The following is a 15,392-nucleotide window of genomic DNA, read 5'->3' as shown; positions in this document are numbered from 1 at the left end:
CGCTGTCCGTAACAGGGTGGCCGCTCACCGTAGTTGCTCGTCATGCCCAAGTCAATATCTGTCTTTTCTTTCGTCACTTCGGTGCAATGGCTTCACCCAAGGGAGGTCAAGACATCGTGAAGAGTCACCGGAGGGCCATCAGACCCGCCGCTCTGGCCGTGGCGATAGCCGCGCTCGGCGCCACCGCGCTACCCGCGTCGACGGCTGCGGCCGCCCAGTCCCACACCGTCGCCGGCGTCGTGCGACAGGACCCCGCCAAAGCGCAAGTGGTCGAACACAACCCGAGGTGTCCGCCGACGGCGGCTCCACCTGGACCCCGCTCGACGGCACCACCGGCGGCAGCCCCGTCCCCCGCGACGGCAGCGGCAAGCCGGCCCTGACCGGCACCGTCGACGCCTACCAAGACCTGGTCTACCCGCTGGACGCCTACGCCGGGCAGCCGGTGAAGCTGCGCTTCCGCTACCAGACCGACGGCGGCGTCGCCCAGAAGGGCTTCACGGCGGACGCGATCACCCTCACCGCCGATGGATCCGCCCTGGTCACCGATGGTGCCGAGGACGGCGACAACGGCTGGACGACGGGCGGCTTCTCGCGCGTCGGAGCGTCGTTCTCCGATGAGTACCCGCAGTACTACATCGCCGAGAACCGGCAGTACGTCTCCTACGACAAGACGCTGGCGGTCGGCCCGTACAACTTCGGGTTCAGCAGCACCAGGCCGAACTGGGTCGAGCACTTCCCGTACCAGAACGGCCTGCTGATCTCGCTCTGGGACACCTCCCGGACGGACAACAACACCAGCGTCCACCCGGGCTCCGGCGAGATCCTGCCGATCGACGCGCACGCCGTGCCGGAGACCTGGTCGGACGGCACAGTGATGCGCAACCGCTACCAGTCGTACGACTCGCCCTTCTCGCTCTCCCGCACCGACGCCGTCACCCTGCACAAGGACGGTGTCGCCGCGAAGATCAAGAGCAAGCCCGGCAACCCGGTCTTCGACGACCACAGGGGTAGGTATTACTACCCTGGGTCGAATCCCACCGGCGGTGTGCAGGTGTCCGACACCAACACCCGCATCAAGATCCTGTGGGAGGCCCGGGACGGCAGCGACATCATCGTCCAGGTCGGCAAGTCCACGAAGTGATCCGAAGTGATCTTAAACACTCCAGAAGTGATCCGAAGCGGTCTGTGCCGCTCTGAATCGGCCCGAAGCGACCGGTTCGGCCCTCGCCCCCTGGCGGGCGGGGGCCGGACACCCGGATCATGTGCTTATGGCAAGCGGTGGATTCATCCGGCTCCCCGGCGGCAATGTCGTCGTCGCACTACGACTGCCCAGCCCCGGCACGGCTCAGGGCCCCGACATCCGCTTCATCATCCACGCCCAGAACCGCCAGCGTGCCCTCACCCGGCTCCGCAATCTCGGCTTCCGCGGCGCCCGCCTCTCCGGCAACTCCGAGCCACCCACCCCGGACGAGATCACCGCTGTCCTCCACCACCCGGACGGCCTGATCTGGCGCCCCGCCGCCGCGACCGACGCCGATCCCTGGCAGCCCATCGCCGCTCTGCTGCGCGAGCAGATGCGGACCTGACAACCCGCAGGGTGACGCCCCTAGCCTCCCGCGACGACCGGCTTGCCGGTGAGCTCGGCGCCGGCCTCGCGCAGCTCCACCAGGGCACGCTCGGTGGTCCCGGCGGCCACGCCCGCCGTCAGATCCAGCAGGACATGGGTGCGAAAGCCCTCCCGGACCGCGTCCAGAGCCGTGGCGCGCACGCAGTGATCGGTGGCTATGCCCACCACGTCCACCTCCGTCACACCACGGGCGCGAAGCCACTGCGCCAGCCCGGTGCCGGTCTCGTCGGCGCCTTCGAAGCCGCTGTACGCCGCCGCGTAGGCGCCCTTGTCGAAGACGGCGTCGACCGCCCCGGAGGCGACGGCGGGCGCGAAGTTCGGATGGAAGCCGGCGCCCGCCGTCCCGGCGACGCAGTGCGCCGGCCAGGAGTGCGCGTAGTCGGGGTGCTCCGCGAAGTGGTCACCGGGAGATATGTGGTGATCCCGGGTGGCGACGACATGGCGGTAGCCGGCAGGAGACTGCCCGACGAGATCGGTGATGGCGGCGGCGACACCGGCGCCGCCGGTGACCGCCAGGCTGCCGCCCTCGCAGAAGTCGTTCTGCACGTCTACGACGATCAGTGCGCGGTGCATCGCGGTTCGCCCTTCCGATAGCTGACGGTCATTGATCGTAGGTCCGGCGGACCGGATGCCTGCGGCGCTTTCCCTACCCCGCCCCTTCCCTGCTGCGTCCGATATGCGGCTGGCGCCGCGTGGGGGGCCGCGCCCCTGGAATCCCCCAGCTACCTCCCCCAGCCTTCGGCCGGGAGGTGCCTCCAGGAGGTGCGCCCATCTCGCTTCGCTCGTCCCTGCGGCACGCCTGCCCACAACGGTGGTATACCCCAGCCCGCCCGGCGTTTGAGGACCTGGGGTCTGGGGCGGAGCCCCAGTTTCGGCGCCGCAGGCACCCTAGTGGTACTCCGTCGGCAGCACCGGCTCCCCCCGCGACAGCTGCGTCGCAGACAACGGCAGCCCCGCGCGAGCGGCGACGTGCCGCTGCCGCGCGGCCTCCATCGGCTCCCTCGCCACGATCTCCCCGCCCCGCACCAGCGGCACCAGCAGCTGCTGCCCCGCCAGCTCCTCCGGCACCTCGCCGCCGGTGCCGATCACCTCGGCCTCGGCGACCCCGTCCGCGTCCAGCCGCCGCGCCGCCCACTTGCGGCCGCCGATGCTGGTCTTGCCGCCCAGGGACTTCTTCGCCACCGGTACGAGCGGCGCGTCCGCGCCATTCGCCGTGGCCCGCGCCACCAGCTTGTAGACCATCGAGCAGGTCGGGTGCCCGCTGCCCGTCACCAGCGACGTACCCACGCCGTACGCGTCCACCGGCGCCGCCGCGAGCGAGGCGATCGCGTACTCGTCCAGATCCGACGTCACCACGATCCTCGTGTTCTTCGCCCCCAGATCGTCCAGCTGCTGCCGCACCCGGTGCGCGAGCAGCAGCAGGTCCCCCGAGTCGATCCGGACCGAGCCCAGCTCCGGCCCGGCGATCTCCACAGCGGTGCGGACCGCCTCCTCGACGTTGTACGTGTCCACCAGCAGCGTCGTGCCCCGCCCCAGCGCCTCCACCTGCGCGGTGAACGCCTCGCGCTCGGTGTCGTGGAGCAGGGTGAAGGCGTGCGCGCTGGTACCGATCGTCGGCAGCCCGTAGCGGAAGCCCGCCGCCAGGTTCGACGTCGACTCGAAACCGCCCACAAACGCCGCCCGCGAGGCCGCCACCGCCGCCAGCTCATGGGTGCGCCGCGCCCCCATCTCCATCAGCGGCCGGCCGCCCGCCGCCACCGCCATCCGGGACGCGGCCGCCGCGATCGCCGAGTCGTGGTTGAGGATCGACAGGACGACCGTCTCCAGCAGCACCGCCTCCGCGAAGGTGCTCTCCACCTGGAGGATCGGCGAGCCGGGGAAGTACACCTCGCCCTCGGGATAGCCGTGGATGTCGCCCCGGAAGCGGTAGCCGGCCAGCCACTCCAGCGTCGGCTCGTCCACCACCCGCTCCCGCGCCAGGAATTCCAGCATGGTGTCGTCGAACCGGAAGTTCTCCACCGCGTCCAGCACCCGGCCGGTCCCGGCGACCACGCCGTACCGGCGGCCCTCCGGCAGCCGTCGGGTGAACACCTCGAACACCGAACGCCGGTGCGCCGCCCCGCTGCGCAGTGCGGCCTGCAGCATCGTCAGCTCGTACCGGTCGGTGAACAGGGCGGTGGACGGGACGGCCACCGGCAGCCCAAGGTCTGCAGCGCTCATGCCGAGGATGCTACCCGAGATGTCGTCACGTTGACGAGATCTCGCTGCCGATGTGCTGTTGTCCTCGATCGCCGCCCCCGCCACCGGTTTCGCCCTGACGCGGGGTAAGTGGGAGCATGGGACCCGTGAGCGTCGCCCCTGTAGAGATCGAACGCACCGAGCAGAGTGAAACGCCCTCGGCGGTACCCGCTCCAGACGTCCCCTGGGTGACGATCGTGCACAACGACCCCGTCAATCTCATGAGCTATGTGGCGTACGTCTTCCAGACGTACTTCGGATATCCGAAGGACAAGGCGACCCGACTCATGATGGACGTCCACCACAAAGGCCGGGCCGTGGTCTCCAGCGGCACCCGCGAGGAGATGGAGCGCGACGTGCAGGCGATGCACGGTTACGGACTGTGGGCCACCCTGCAGCAGGACCGCTGATGACCGGGTACTTCCAGGCCGTGCCCGGCGACGGTGCCGCCATCGCGCTGGACGAGGTCGAGATCTCCATCCTCCGCAGCCTGGCCGTGCAGCTCCTGGAGCTGATCGGCCCGGGCAAGGAGCCGCAGTCCGACGACCCCCTCGCCGAGCTCTTCGCCGAGGGCCCGAGCAAGCCGCCCGCCGACCCGGCGCTGGCGCGACTCTTCCCCGACGCCTACGAGGACGACGCCTACTCCGCCGAATTCCGCCGCTTCACCGAGAACGACCTGCGCACCCGCAAACGCGACGACGCGCTCGCCGTGGTCCGGTCGCTCGACAGCGGCGGCCCGGTGGTCAAGCTGACCGTCGACGAGGCCCAGCGGTGGCTCGGCGCCCTCAACGACCTGCGGCTCACCATAGGAACGCGGCTGGAGGTCACCGAGGACGACAACGAGCTGTACCGGCTCCCGGACTCCGACCCGCGCAAACCGATGGTGATGGCTTACCTGTGGCTGGGCGGGCTCCAGGAGTCGCTCGTCGAGGCCCTCATGAAATGAGCCACCCCGGGGCGGCCCGCCACCACAGGGCCGGCGGGCCGCCCATATCCTGGACCTCATGCTCACGCTCACCCAGGAACTGCACGACGCGATCGTCGCCCACGCCCGCGCCGACCACCCCGACGAAGCATGCGGCGTCATCGCCGGCCCCGCCGGCACCGACCGGCCCGAGCGGCACATCCCGATGCTCAACGCCGCCCGCTCGCCCACCTTTTACGAGTTCGACTCCACGGACCTGCTGAAGCTCTACCGCGAGATGGACGACCACGACGAAGAGCCCGTCGTCATCTACCACTCCCACACCGCCACCGAGGCATACCCCTCGCGCACCGACATCGGCTACGCCAACGAACCCGGCGCCCACTACGTGCTGGTATCCACCGCCGACCACGACGGCGCCGGCCCCTTCCAGTTCCGTTCGTTCCGCATCGTGGACGGCCGGGTGACGGAGGAAGAGGTCCGCACCGTCGCCTCCTACGCCTGACGTCCGCATCATGGGACGGCGGTCTCGGCCTACCGGAGGGAATCGATACGATGACCCCATGGTTTTCCACGACGTAAGCGCGAAGGCGCCGGGCACACTGCTCGTGGCGCGGCTGCACGTCGACCTGTGCCGCCTCGCCGGCGCGGCATGTCCGCGCCCTTGAGCCCGCTGCCGACGCGCATCCTTGTCTGACGTACGACACACTCACTGGAGCCCCCGCATGGCCATCGAGGTCCGCATCCCGACCATCCTCCGCCCCTACACCGATGGCCAGAAGGCCGTCGAAGGCGCCGGAGCCACCCTCGACGAACTCTTCGCCGACCTCGACACCCGCCACACCGGTATCCGCGAGCGCATCGTCGACGGCACCGGGCTCCGCCGCTTCATCAACGTCTACCTCAACGACGAGGACGTCCGCTTCCTCGACGGCATCGCCACCAAGCTCAACGACGGCGACTCCGTCACGATCCTCCCGGCTGTCGCCGGCGGCATGCGCTGATGCGGTACGACAGCCCGCTGGCAGCCGTCGGCAACACACCCCTCGTACGGCTGCCGCGCCTGTCCCCCTCGGACGAGGTCAGCGTCTGGGCCAAGCTCGAGGACCGCAACCCCACCGGCTCCGTCAAGGACCGCCCGGCCCTCCATATGATCGAACAGGCCGAGCGCGACGGCCGGCTCACCCCCGGCTGCACCATCCTCGAACCCACCTCCGGCAACACCGGCATCTCGCTCGCCATGGCCGCCAGGCTCAAGGGCTACCGCATCGTCTGCGTCATGCCCGAGAACACCTCCGTCGAGCGCCGCCAACTCCTCGCCATGTGGGGCGCCGAAATCATCCCCTCCCCGGCCGCCGGAGGCTCCAACACCGCCGTCCGCATGGCAAAAGAGCTCTCCGCCCAGCACCCCGACTGGGTCATGCTCTACCAGTACGGCAACCCCGACAACGCCGGCGCCCACTACGCCACCACCGGCCCCGAGATCCTCGCCGACCTCCCCTCCATCACCCACTTCGTCGCCGGCCTCGGCACCACCGGCACGCTGATGGGCGTCGGCCGTTTCCTGCGGGAGAAACTCCCCGGCATCCAGATCGTCGCCGCCGAGCCCCGCTACGACGACGTCGTCTACGGCCTCCGCAACCTCGACGAAGGCTTCGTCCCCGAGCTCTACGACGAGACCGTCCTCACCACCCGCTTCTCCGTCGGCTCCGAGGACTCCGTCCGCCGCACCCGCGAGCTCCTCCGCGAAGAAGGCATCTTCGCCGGCATCTCCACCGGCGCCGCCCTGCACGCCGCCCTCGGCGTCGCCAACAAAGCCCTCCGGGCCGGCCGATGCGCCGACATCGTCTTCGTCGTGGCCGACGGCGGCTGGAAATACCTCTCCACCGGCATCTACAACGCCGAGTCCACCGAAGCCGCGGTCGCGGCACTGCACGGCCAACTCTGGGCCTAGGGCTCAGAGCCTGTCGGGTGACCTCTGATCGGGCGGCCACGCCCTGGCACGCACGCTTCCCGCGTTGCCGAAATGCCCTAGTAGCTCCTCCCCCAAGCTCTCGGCTTCGCTCGAGCAGGGGGGGACCCCGATCGAGGACATCCCGGCGCCTTGGAATCGCACGCACCAGACCGCGTCCGCTCTCCGATCGAAGGTCACCCGACAGGCTCTTAGGGCCTAAGGCCTAAGCTCTGTCGTCAAACGTGTCGTCAAAGCGGCCGCCCTGCCCGCGACCCCTTTGACGACACGCCTCACGAGCGCCCGGATCCTCACCCGGCGCCGCAGGCAGCGACTCACCGGCCGGCCGTCAGACCGCGACATTGCCCAGCCCGGCCCAGCGCAGCGCCACTTACTGGTGATTCCGCCCACAACGAAGCCCGGGGAAGGAGCAGGCGATCGCGCCGCGCCTTACCCTCGGGCACATGGCGGGCGGTTCCCCGGCCATTCCTCACACTTCACAACAGCCACGCCCGCCGCAAGACCCCCGGACAAAACCACGGAGGTTCCTGCACATGAAGCTGACCGTCGTCGGCTGCTCGGGGTCGTTCCCGTCCGCGGAATCGGCCTGCTCGAGCTACCTCGTAGAGGCCGACGGCTTCCGGCTGCTTCTCGACATGGGCAATGGCGCCCTTGGCGAGTTGCAGCGCCACATCGGCCTGTACGACCTGGATGCCGTACTGCTCAGCCATCTCCACGCCGACCACTGCATCGACATGCTCGCCTACTTCGTCGCCCGCTACTACCGCCACGACGGCGGCATCCCCGCCGCCCTCCCCGTCTACGGTCCCGAAGGCACCGAAGGCCGCCTCGCCCGGGCCTACGGCGACCTGCCCGACGAGAAATGCATGAGCGAGGTGTTCGACTTCCGCACCCTCGTCCCCGGCAGCTTCCGCGTCGGCCCCTTCGCGGTGGCGGCCGGCCTGGTCACCCACCCGGTCGAGGCCTACGGCTTCCGCATCGAACAAGCCGGCAAGGTGCTCACCTACTCCGGCGACACCGGCCCCTGCGACTCGCTCCAGGGCCTGGCGTACGGGGCGGACCTCTTCCTCTGCGAAGCGTCCTTCACGCACGGCAAGGAAGACATCCCCGAGCTGCACCTCAACGGCCGGGAGGCCGGCGAGTACGCCGACCGGGCCGGGGCCGGCCGCCTCGTGCTGACCCACATCCCGCCGTGGACCGACCCCAACACCAACCTCAAAGACGCCCGCGCGGTCTTCGACGGCCTTGTCGAGATCGCCAGGCCAGGCGCGGTCTACGAGCTCTGAACCCTGGTCCTGGCAGGCCGGAGCCGTAAGCGGCTCCGGCCTCTCTCATGTCCAGGCGGCCACCGCAGCGACGGCCCGCCAAATACGGCTAGGCTCGACGCCATGTCTCGCATCGACGGCCGCACCCCCGAACAGCTCCGCCCGGTCACCATCCAGCGCCGCTGGAGCAAGCACGCCGAAGGATCCGTCCTGGTCTCCTTCGGCGACACCCGCGTCCTGGTCACCGCCAGCGCAACGGAAGGCGTCCCCCGCTGGCGCCGCGGCAGCGGCCAGGGATGGGTCACCGCCGAGTACTCCATGCTGCCCCGCGCCACCAACGACCGCACCGACCGTGAATCCGTCCGCGGCAAGATCGGCGGCCGTACGCACGAGATCTCCCGCCTCATCGGCCGCTCGCTCCGCGCCGTCATCGACTACAAGGCCCTCGGCGAGAACACCATCGTCCTGGACTGCGACGTCCTCCAGGCCGACGGCGGCACCCGCACCGCCGCCATCACCGGCGCGTACGTCGCCCTCGCGGACGCCGTCACCTGGATGCAGCGCGAGAAGAAGATCATCCGAGCCAAGGCCGTACCCCTCACCGGCACCGTCGCCGCCGTCAGCGTCGGCATCGTCGACGGCGTCCCCCTCCTCGACCTCGCCTACGAGGAAGACGTACGCGCCGAAACCGACATGAACGTCGTCTGCACCGGCGACGGCCGCTTCGTCGAGGTCCAGGGCACCGCCGAAGGCCAGCCCTTCGACCGCAAGGAGCTCAACTCCCTCCTCGACCTCGCCGTCGCCGGATGCGCCGACCTCGACGCCATCCAACGCACCGCCCTGGCCGACCTCACCCAGGCCTGACTTAGGCCTGGGGCAGCCCTGAGGCAACTCGCCCGACGCGCGGTGCGTGTGTAGAGGCATGTACCCATCACGCACCCGCCTCGGCGTCGCCCTCGCCGCCGCCGGTCTCAGCACCGCAGCGCTCGTCGGCTGCAGCGCCGGCGCCGTCGACAAAGCCCTCGACTGCGCCCAGACCGCCGCCACGGTCGCCAGGGACGTCCAAGACCTGCAGAACGTCGTCGGCAACGCCGGAAACAGCCCCCAGGACGCCGCCACCGCCCTCGACCGGATCTCCCAGGACCTCAAGAACCTCGGCGAGAAGACCAGCGGCGCGGACGTGAGCAAAGCCGTCGACGAGCTCCAGAAAGCCGTCCGGAACGCCCGGACCGCCGCCGACAACGGCACCGTCCCCGATGTGACCCCCGTGGCGTACGCCGCCGGCGCACTCACCAAGGTCTGCGCCCCCGGCTGACCGGGATAATCAGCTCATGACCACCCGCCCCCGCCTTGTGCTCGCCACCCGCAACGCCCACAAGATCACCGAGCTCCACGCCATCCTCGCCTCGGCCGGTCTCGACGTGGACCTCGTCGGCGCCGACGCCTACCCCGACGTCCCCGACGTCAAGGAAACCGGCACCACCTTCGCCGCCAACGCCCTGCTGAAGGCCCACGCCCTGGCCCACGCCACCGGCCTCCCCGCCATCGCTGACGACTCCGGCCTCTGCGTCGACGTCCTCGGCGGCGCCCCCGGCATCTTCTCCGCCCGCTGGTCCGGCACCCACGGCCACGACCGCGCCAACCTGGAACTCCTGCTCGCCCAGCTCTCCGACATCGACGACGCCCACCGCGGTGCCCACTTCGCCTGCGCCGCCGCCCTCGCCCTCCCCGACGGCACCGAACGCGTCGTCGAGGCCCAGCTCCTCGGCACCCTCCGGCACACCCCGGTCGGCGACGGCGGCTTCGGCTACGACCCGATCCTCCAGCCCCTGGGCGACACTCGCACCTGCGCCGAGCTCACTCCGGACGAGAAGAACGCCATCAGCCACCGGGGCAACGCCTTCCGGGCGCTGGTGCCGGTGGTGCGCGAGCTGCTGGGCTGACAACGGTGAAGGGCGTGACACCTTGGAGGTGTCACGCCCTTGGCGTAGGCCCGGTGAGATTCGAACTCACGACAGATTCGCCCTAAACGAATTCCCTCTAGCCGCTGGGGTACGGGCCCGTGCCCGTCAACCTTACCGGGTACCGGAGCGTCGTTGCGAGGGGATAGCCGCTCGTGGGTCGCGACCTGCGAACGTTCCCGTCTGGCTGTGGCACGACGGGCACAGTTACCGCAGGTTCTCGATCCGATTGTCCAACCGGTCCGAGGCGACCGGGTGATGGTTACGCCGGATGGGGGGAGAGGGCGAGGCAGGCCGGTCAGGCCGGGAGCTGGTATGGCGTCATGTGGTCGTCCTCGTCAGGTCCTGGAGGTCGAGCTGGTACTCGACGGTTTTGTGGGTCGGCGCGTAGCCGAGTGCGTCGTTGATGCGTCGCATGTACGGGTTGCTGTCGGCGGTGTCGGTGAGCAGGCCGTCCAGGCCGGGGTGGCGTTGGCGGGCCTGGCGGATCGTCTCGGCTTTCATCCAGTGGCCGAGGCCGTGGCCGCGGTGGTGGGGGAGGACGCCGGTGCCGTAGTGCTGGGCGTCGCCCTTGCTGCTTCCGGGGACGACCAGTTCGGTGAAGCCGGCGATCGAGCCGTCTGAGGTGTCGATGGCGACGACGGTGTGGAGGAGGTCGCCGCGTTTTTCGACGGCCTCGGCCGCGGCCCGGACGCGGTCGACGTCCCAGGTCACGGTGGGGTAGTCGGTGTCGTCCATGGGCATGTCGTCCATGGCGCGGCGGGAGGCGGCGAAGGTCTGGGCGAGGGTGTCGGGGACGGTGCCGTCCCAGGAGGCCAGCTGGTAGCCGGGGTGCGGTTGTTCGGTGATCTTGGTGAGGGTGGCGATGTCCGCCTCGGCCAACGGCAGTCGGGCGTAGGTGAGGGCGAGGACTTCGCGGAAGCCCCGGGTGCGCAGGAACCGGTCGCCGGGGGAGTCGGGCCGGGCCTGGGTGAGGATGGCGCGCCGGTCGTCGTCGCGGGCGGCGGTTATGGCCGCGTCCAGGAGGCGGGAGCTGGCGCCGTGGCGGCGCTCGGCCGGGTGGACGTTGAGTTCCAGCTCGGCGAGGTGGTGCTGCCCGGGCCGGGTGAACAGGCGCAGGAAGGCGGACCCGACGGGGATTCCGTCCGGGTCGGAGGCCAGCCACGCCAGGCGGTGGCCGGCGGATCCGCGTTCGGGGTCGGTCAGTGGGGTGATGCGGATGGACAAGGTGACTCCGTCGTCAGGGGCGGAAAGGTGGCAGGACCCTGGTTCGGCTGCTGGGCATTCGTGCGCATGTGTCGCACACCTCCTTGTCGACGACCCCGAGAACGTAGCCATTCCAATGCCCTGACGACAAGGGGTTATTGGCGGGCCCGGAGGGCGGTTACACAAGGGTCGAGCATGTTGCGGCAGGTGGGCCTGCCGAAGACGGGGAGACGAGGTCGGCGGCCGGGTCACCGCAGAAGGCCCGCTTGTGGTCGATGAGGCCGGTCAGCCGTGGCCGTGCGCTGTCGGACGTGGGGTCCGGGGCGATGAACATGTTGCCGGGCAGGCGGTCCATGAGGCGCCGACGGAGAGGCTGCGCAGCACTGTGAACCGCAAAGACTTCTTCGCGGAGAAGTCTTTGCGGTCCGGGAGCGGCAAGGGATCAGATCTTGAGGTCCTTGATGAGCTTGGCGACATGGCCGGTGGCTTTGACGTTGTACCAGGCCTGCTCGATGTTGCCGTCCTCGCCGACGACGACGGTGGAGCGGATGACGCCGGTGACGGTCTTGCCGTAGAGCTGCTTCTCGCCGAAGGCGCCGTAGGCCGACAGGACTTTTTTCTCCGGGTCGCCCAGGAGGGTGACCTTCAGTGACTCCTTCTCGCGGAACTTGGCGAGCTTCTCCGGCTTGTCGGGTGAGACGCCGATGACGTCGTAACCGGCGCCGGCCAGCAGCTCCAGGCTGTCGGTGAAGTCGCTGGCCTGCTTGGTGCAGCCGGGGGTGAGTGCGGCGGGGAAGAAGTAGACGATGACCTTGCGGCCGGCGTGGTCGGCGAGCGAGACGGGGGTGCCGTCGGCGTCCGGGAGGGTGAATGCGGGGGCCGGGTCGCCGGGCTGGAGGCGGGCGGACATGGGGGGGACTCCTCGTTGCGGTCGTTGGCGGGGTGCCGACGGGCGTGCGGTCGGACGGGCTGACAGACTGTTCGCACGTTACCGGTTGGGATTGAGTGAGGGAGGAACCGCGGTGTCGGAAGGCAGGACGCCCGCTCAGATCGAGGCGGACATCGCCGCCAGGCGGAAGGATCTCGAGGCGACGCTGGACGAGATCGCCGTACGGGTGCACCCGAAGACGGTCGCGCGGGACGCGAAGGCGAAGGTGGCGTCCGCGGTGGACCGCACCGCCGGGCAGGCGTACGTGGCGGTGAACCGGGCGCTGACGGATGTGCGGAACCAGTTCGTGACGGAGGACGGGGCACCGCGGCTGGAGCGGATTGTGCCGGTCGCGGTGGGGGCGGTGGCGCTGGTGGTTGTGGTGGCCGGACTCTCGGTGCGGCGGCGGCGCCGGTAACGTCGTAGTTGTGAGTTCGAATACGCATGACAAGCTGCCCATCCGCATGCTGCACGACCGCGTGCTGGTGCGGTCCGAGACTCCTGAGGGCGAGCGCCGCTCCGGCGGCGGGATTCTCATCCCGGCGACGGCGGCCGTCGGCAGGCGGCTGGCCTGGGCCGAGGTGGTCGCGGTCGGCCAGAACGTGCGGACGGTGGAGGTCGGGGACCGGGTGCTGTACGACCCTGAGGACCGGGCGGAGGTCGAGGTGCGGGCGGTCGCGTATGTGCTGATGCGCGAGAGGGACCTGCACGCGGTCGCGTCGGAGCGGCTGGAGGGGTCGAAGGATTCGACGGGCCTGTACTTGTAGGGCTTTACCTGCAGAGGTGGGCTGTGGCCGAGGTTCTGGCCGCAGCCCACCTCTTATTGCCCTGGTACGCCGGGCGTGTCGCCGCCCGTCGTGGCCCCGCCGGCGCCGGCACCGGCATCCGTGCCGCCGACGGTGCTCTCGGTGGGCGGGACGGTGGTGGCGGGGGGCGCGGTGGTGTCCGGCGGCGGGGCGGTGGTGTCCGGGGCCGTCGTGGTGACGGGCGGGGCGGTGGTGTCCGGGGCGGTGGTGGTGGGCGGGGCGCTGGTCTGGGGGGCGTGGGTGGTGGCCGGGGGAGCGGAGGCGCCCTGTTCGAGGCTGAGGTCGAAGTTCTGGGCGGACTGGCCGCTGAGGGCGTCGGCGGTGTAGGCGGCCCAGATCTGGGTGGGGTAGCCGCCGCCGTTGACGCGGGCGAGGCCGGTGGTGCCGTACAGGGGCTCCTGCTTGCCGGTGTTGGAGTCCTGGCCCATGACGGCGACGACGCTGGCGAGGTTCGGGGTGTAGCCGGCGAACCAGGCGGCTTTGTCCTGCTCCATGGTGCCGGTTTTTCCGGCGGAGGGGACCCCGGAGGCCTGGGCCGCGGTGGCGGTGCCGCCGTTGACGACCGAGCGGAGGATCGAGGTGGTGGTGTCGGCGGCCTCACGCGAGACGACCTGCTTGGCGGTGCGCTGGGGGAGGGTGAGCGCGTGGCCGTTCTTGGTGATCTTCACCACCAGGGTGTACGGGGTGTACCTGCCGTGGTTGGCGAGGGTCGCGTACGCCTGGGCCATGTCGAGGGGGCTGGCGGTGGCGGTGCCGAGGGCCATGGACGGGTTGGTGGTCAGGTCGGGCGTGTCGGAGGGGAGGCCGAGGGCGACAGCGGTCGCCTTGACCTTGGCCGGGCCGACGTCCTGGGCCATCTGGGCGTAGACGGCGTTCACGGACTTGTCCATGGCACTGGTGGCGGTGATGGACCCGTAGGAGACGTCGTCCTCATTGGCCGGTGCGTAGCCGGTGGGGCCGCTCAAGCCGACGACCTCCCGCTTGTTGGTCCCGTTGTAGACCGTGTACGGGGTGATCTTGCGGCCGTCCTGGGTGGTGGAGCCGTTCTGGACGGCGGAGGCGAAGATGAACGGCTTGAAGGTGGAGCCGACCTGGTAGTCACGGCGGGTGGCGTTGTTGACGTACTGCTTGGTGTAGTCGATGCCGCCGTACATGGCGACAACCTGGCCGGTGTTGGGGTCGATGGAGGCGCCGCCGGCCCGGACGTAACTGTCGACCTTGCGGGCCTTGGGGTTCAGCGTGTTCAGGAGCTGGTTCTTGGCGGCGTTGACGAAGTCCTTCTCCTTGTTCTTGTCGATGCTGGTGGTGATGCGGTAGCCGCCGCTGCGCAGGGTCTCCTCGTCGACGATCTTGTTGTCGGAGAGGTAGGTCTTGACGGCCTCGACGAGGTAGCCGCGCTGGCCGGACATGCTGGTGTCGCCCTTGGCCTTGTCGACGGCGGGGAACTTGGTGGCCCGGCGCTCGGTGGCGGTGAGCCAGCGCTCCTTGACCATGCCGTCCATGACGTAGTCCCAGCGGGCCTGGGCGGCGGCCTTGTTCTCCGGGTGGGCGATGACGTCGTACTCGCTGGGGGCGTTGAGAAGGGTGGCGAGGTAGGCGCCCTGCGCGGTGTTCAGCTTGTTGGCGTCCGTGTTGAAGTAAGCCTGGGCGGCGGCCTGGATGCCGTAGGCGTTTCGGCCGTAGTAGCTGGTGTTGAGATAGCCCTCAAGGATCTGGGCCTTGGTCTTGTTGCGGTCCAGTTTGAGAGCGATGAAGAATTCCTTGACCTTGCGGGTCGCTGTCTGGTCCTGGTCGAGGTAGTAGTTCTTCACGTACTGCTGGGTGATGGTGGAGCCGGACTGGGTGCCCTTGCCGGAGGCGGTGTTCCAGGCGGCGCGGAGCATGGCCTTGGGGCTGACTGCGGACTCGTGGTAGAAATTCCGGTCCTCGGCGGCGAACGTGGCGCGCTGGGCGGTCTTGGAGACCTGGCTGAGGGGGACGATCTCGCGGTTGACCTGGCCGTCGCGGGCGAGCTGGGAGCCGTCGGAGTAGAGGTAGACGTTGCTCTGCGCGATGGCACCGGCGTTGGCGCTGGGGATCTTGACCAGCAGGTAGCCGGCGATGAACAGAGCGCTCAGCACCAGGAGGAGCAGCAGGATCCCGCCAGCGGTCATCCGCCAGGTGGGGAACAGTCGGCGAAGGCCGGTGCGCCTGGGATTGCGGCCGCCCGCCGACGGCGACCAGCCGGAAGACGCGTTGCTGCTGCTCATGTCTGTAGGGACTCCTCCGCCGCCGCCGGGCTTGTACCGCGACGGAACATCCTGGGCCAATCGTGCACTGCGACCACTGCGACCCTGACGGATACTTTTCCATCAATCGCCTAAATGGGGTCAACGGCGCGCATCTGTGACAAGTCTGTGACAGGCTGGATGGCCGACTTCCGCACCCTTGAGAGTGAAAAACCGCTGGCAGGGTTCCTGTGGGT

General features: G+C 69.6%; 18 protein-coding genes, 1 tRNA gene and 1 pseudogene. 14 read left to right on the top strand and 6 right to left on the bottom strand.

Features of this window, described 5'->3' with window-relative positions; all coding sequences use genetic code 11:
- Window positions 1-283: 283 nt before the first annotated feature.
- Together FCI23_RS01840 and FCI23_RS01835 are read left to right on the top strand one after the other, a co-directional pair.
- A pseudogene (locus FCI23_RS01840) lies at window positions 284-1,141 on the top strand (immune inhibitor A domain-containing protein); the annotation flags it as partial.
- A gap of 127 nt (window positions 1,142-1,268) precedes the next feature.
- Window positions 1,269-1,586, top strand: a complete 318-nt coding sequence (locus tag FCI23_RS01835) for a hypothetical protein (RefSeq protein WP_136721617.1) — start codon at window positions 1,269-1,271, stop codon at window positions 1,584-1,586.
- Window positions 1,587-1,606: 20 nt separating this feature from the next.
- Here the strand turns inward: FCI23_RS01835 and FCI23_RS01830 are convergent, their stop codons facing one another.
- Both FCI23_RS01830 and FCI23_RS01825 read right to left on the bottom strand, forming a co-directional pair.
- Window positions 1,607-2,200: a nicotinamidase gene (locus FCI23_RS01830; RefSeq protein ID WP_136721616.1), complete on the bottom strand. Its 594-nt coding sequence runs from the start codon at window positions 2,198-2,200 to the stop codon at window positions 1,607-1,609.
- Window positions 2,201-2,515: 315 nt separating this feature from the next.
- Window positions 2,516-3,847: a nicotinate phosphoribosyltransferase gene (locus FCI23_RS01825; protein WP_136721615.1), complete on the bottom strand. Its 1,332-nt coding sequence runs from the start codon at window positions 3,845-3,847 to the stop codon at window positions 2,516-2,518.
- Window positions 3,848-3,963: 116 nt separating this feature from the next.
- Between FCI23_RS01825 and clpS the strand changes: the two genes are divergently transcribed.
- The 10 genes from clpS to rdgB all read left to right on the top strand — a co-directional run bounded on the left by clpS (window position 3,964) and on the right by rdgB (window position 9,970).
- Complete coding sequence (gene clpS, locus FCI23_RS01820) at window positions 3,964-4,275, top strand: ATP-dependent Clp protease adapter ClpS (protein ID WP_136721614.1); 312 nt, start codon at window positions 3,964-3,966, stop codon at window positions 4,273-4,275.
- Entirely contained in the window at window positions 4,275-4,811 is a 537-nt protein-coding gene (locus tag FCI23_RS01815) for a DUF2017 domain-containing protein (RefSeq protein ID WP_136721613.1), read from the top strand. Before clpS ends, FCI23_RS01815 begins: the two co-directional genes overlap by 1 nt.
- Window positions 4,812-4,869: 58 nt before the next feature.
- Window positions 4,870-5,295: a Mov34/MPN/PAD-1 family protein gene (locus FCI23_RS01810; RefSeq protein ID WP_136721612.1), complete on the top strand. Its 426-nt coding sequence runs from the start codon at window positions 4,870-4,872 to the stop codon at window positions 5,293-5,295.
- A 58-nt stretch (window positions 5,296-5,353) separates the two neighbouring features.
- Entirely contained in the window at window positions 5,354-5,458 is a 105-nt protein-coding gene (locus FCI23_RS62970; protein ID WP_322973778.1) for a putative leader peptide, read from the top strand.
- Window positions 5,459-5,515: 57 nt separating this feature from the next.
- Entirely contained in the window at window positions 5,516-5,794 is a 279-nt protein-coding gene (locus FCI23_RS01805; protein ID WP_136721611.1) for a MoaD/ThiS family protein, read from the top strand.
- The gene (locus tag FCI23_RS01800) at window positions 5,794-6,744 is read left to right on the top strand and encodes a PLP-dependent cysteine synthase family protein (protein ID WP_136721610.1); all 951 of its coding nucleotides are present in this window, start codon (window positions 5,794-5,796) and stop codon (window positions 6,742-6,744) included. Before FCI23_RS01805 ends, FCI23_RS01800 begins: the two co-directional genes overlap by 1 nt.
- Before the next feature lie 551 nt (window positions 6,745-7,295).
- Complete coding sequence (locus tag FCI23_RS01795) at window positions 7,296-8,048, top strand: MBL fold metallo-hydrolase (RefSeq protein WP_136721609.1); 753 nt, start codon at window positions 7,296-7,298, stop codon at window positions 8,046-8,048.
- Between the two features lie 102 nt (window positions 8,049-8,150).
- The gene (rph, locus tag FCI23_RS01790; protein WP_136721608.1) at window positions 8,151-8,891 is read left to right on the top strand and encodes a ribonuclease PH; all 741 of its coding nucleotides are present in this window, start codon (window positions 8,151-8,153) and stop codon (window positions 8,889-8,891) included.
- A 58-nt stretch (window positions 8,892-8,949) separates the two neighbouring features.
- Window positions 8,950-9,342 (top strand): hypothetical protein, encoded by a 393-nt coding sequence (locus tag FCI23_RS01785; protein WP_136721607.1) that lies wholly within the window; start codon window positions 8,950-8,952, stop codon window positions 9,340-9,342.
- Between the two features lie 16 nt (window positions 9,343-9,358).
- Window positions 9,359-9,970 (top strand): RdgB/HAM1 family non-canonical purine NTP pyrophosphatase, encoded by a 612-nt coding sequence (gene rdgB, locus FCI23_RS01780; RefSeq protein WP_136721606.1) that lies wholly within the window; start codon window positions 9,359-9,361, stop codon window positions 9,968-9,970.
- 45 nt (window positions 9,971-10,015) lie between these two features.
- Here rdgB and FCI23_RS01775 read toward each other — a convergent pair.
- The 3 genes from FCI23_RS01775 to bcp form a co-directional block, all read right to left on the bottom strand.
- A tRNA-Leu gene (locus FCI23_RS01775) sits at window positions 10,016-10,089 on the bottom strand.
- Window positions 10,090-10,309: 220 nt separating this feature from the next.
- On the bottom strand, window positions 10,310-11,215 hold the full coding sequence (locus FCI23_RS01770; protein ID WP_136721605.1) for a GNAT family N-acetyltransferase: 906 nt from the start codon (window positions 11,213-11,215) through the stop codon (window positions 10,310-10,312).
- A 421-nt stretch (window positions 11,216-11,636) separates the two neighbouring features.
- The gene (bcp, locus tag FCI23_RS01765; RefSeq protein WP_136721604.1) at window positions 11,637-12,104 is read right to left on the bottom strand and encodes a thioredoxin-dependent thiol peroxidase; all 468 of its coding nucleotides are present in this window, start codon (window positions 12,102-12,104) and stop codon (window positions 11,637-11,639) included.
- Window positions 12,105-12,216: 112 nt separating this feature from the next.
- Between bcp and FCI23_RS01760 the strand changes: the two genes are divergently transcribed.
- Both FCI23_RS01760 and FCI23_RS01755 read left to right on the top strand, forming a co-directional pair.
- Entirely contained in the window at window positions 12,217-12,540 is a 324-nt protein-coding gene (locus FCI23_RS01760; RefSeq protein ID WP_136721603.1) for a DUF3618 domain-containing protein, read from the top strand.
- Window positions 12,541-12,550: 10 nt separating this feature from the next.
- Window positions 12,551-12,889, top strand: coding sequence for a GroES family chaperonin (locus FCI23_RS01755; protein ID WP_136721602.1), 339 nt, complete (start codon window positions 12,551-12,553; stop codon window positions 12,887-12,889).
- A 53-nt stretch (window positions 12,890-12,942) separates the two neighbouring features.
- Here FCI23_RS01755 and FCI23_RS01750 read toward each other — a convergent pair whose 3' ends face one another.
- The gene (locus FCI23_RS01750; protein WP_136721601.1) at window positions 12,943-15,177 is read right to left on the bottom strand and encodes a transglycosylase domain-containing protein; all 2,235 of its coding nucleotides are present in this window, start codon (window positions 15,175-15,177) and stop codon (window positions 12,943-12,945) included.
- Between the last annotated feature and the right edge of the window lie 215 nt (window positions 15,178-15,392).

Origin of the sequence: Actinacidiphila oryziradicis (assembly GCF_005047355.1) — a bacterium.
GTDB classification, from domain to species: domain Bacteria; phylum Actinomycetota; class Actinomycetes; order Streptomycetales; family Streptomycetaceae; genus Actinacidiphila; species Actinacidiphila oryziradicis.
This window is presented reverse-complemented; position numbering and strand designations above follow the sequence as displayed.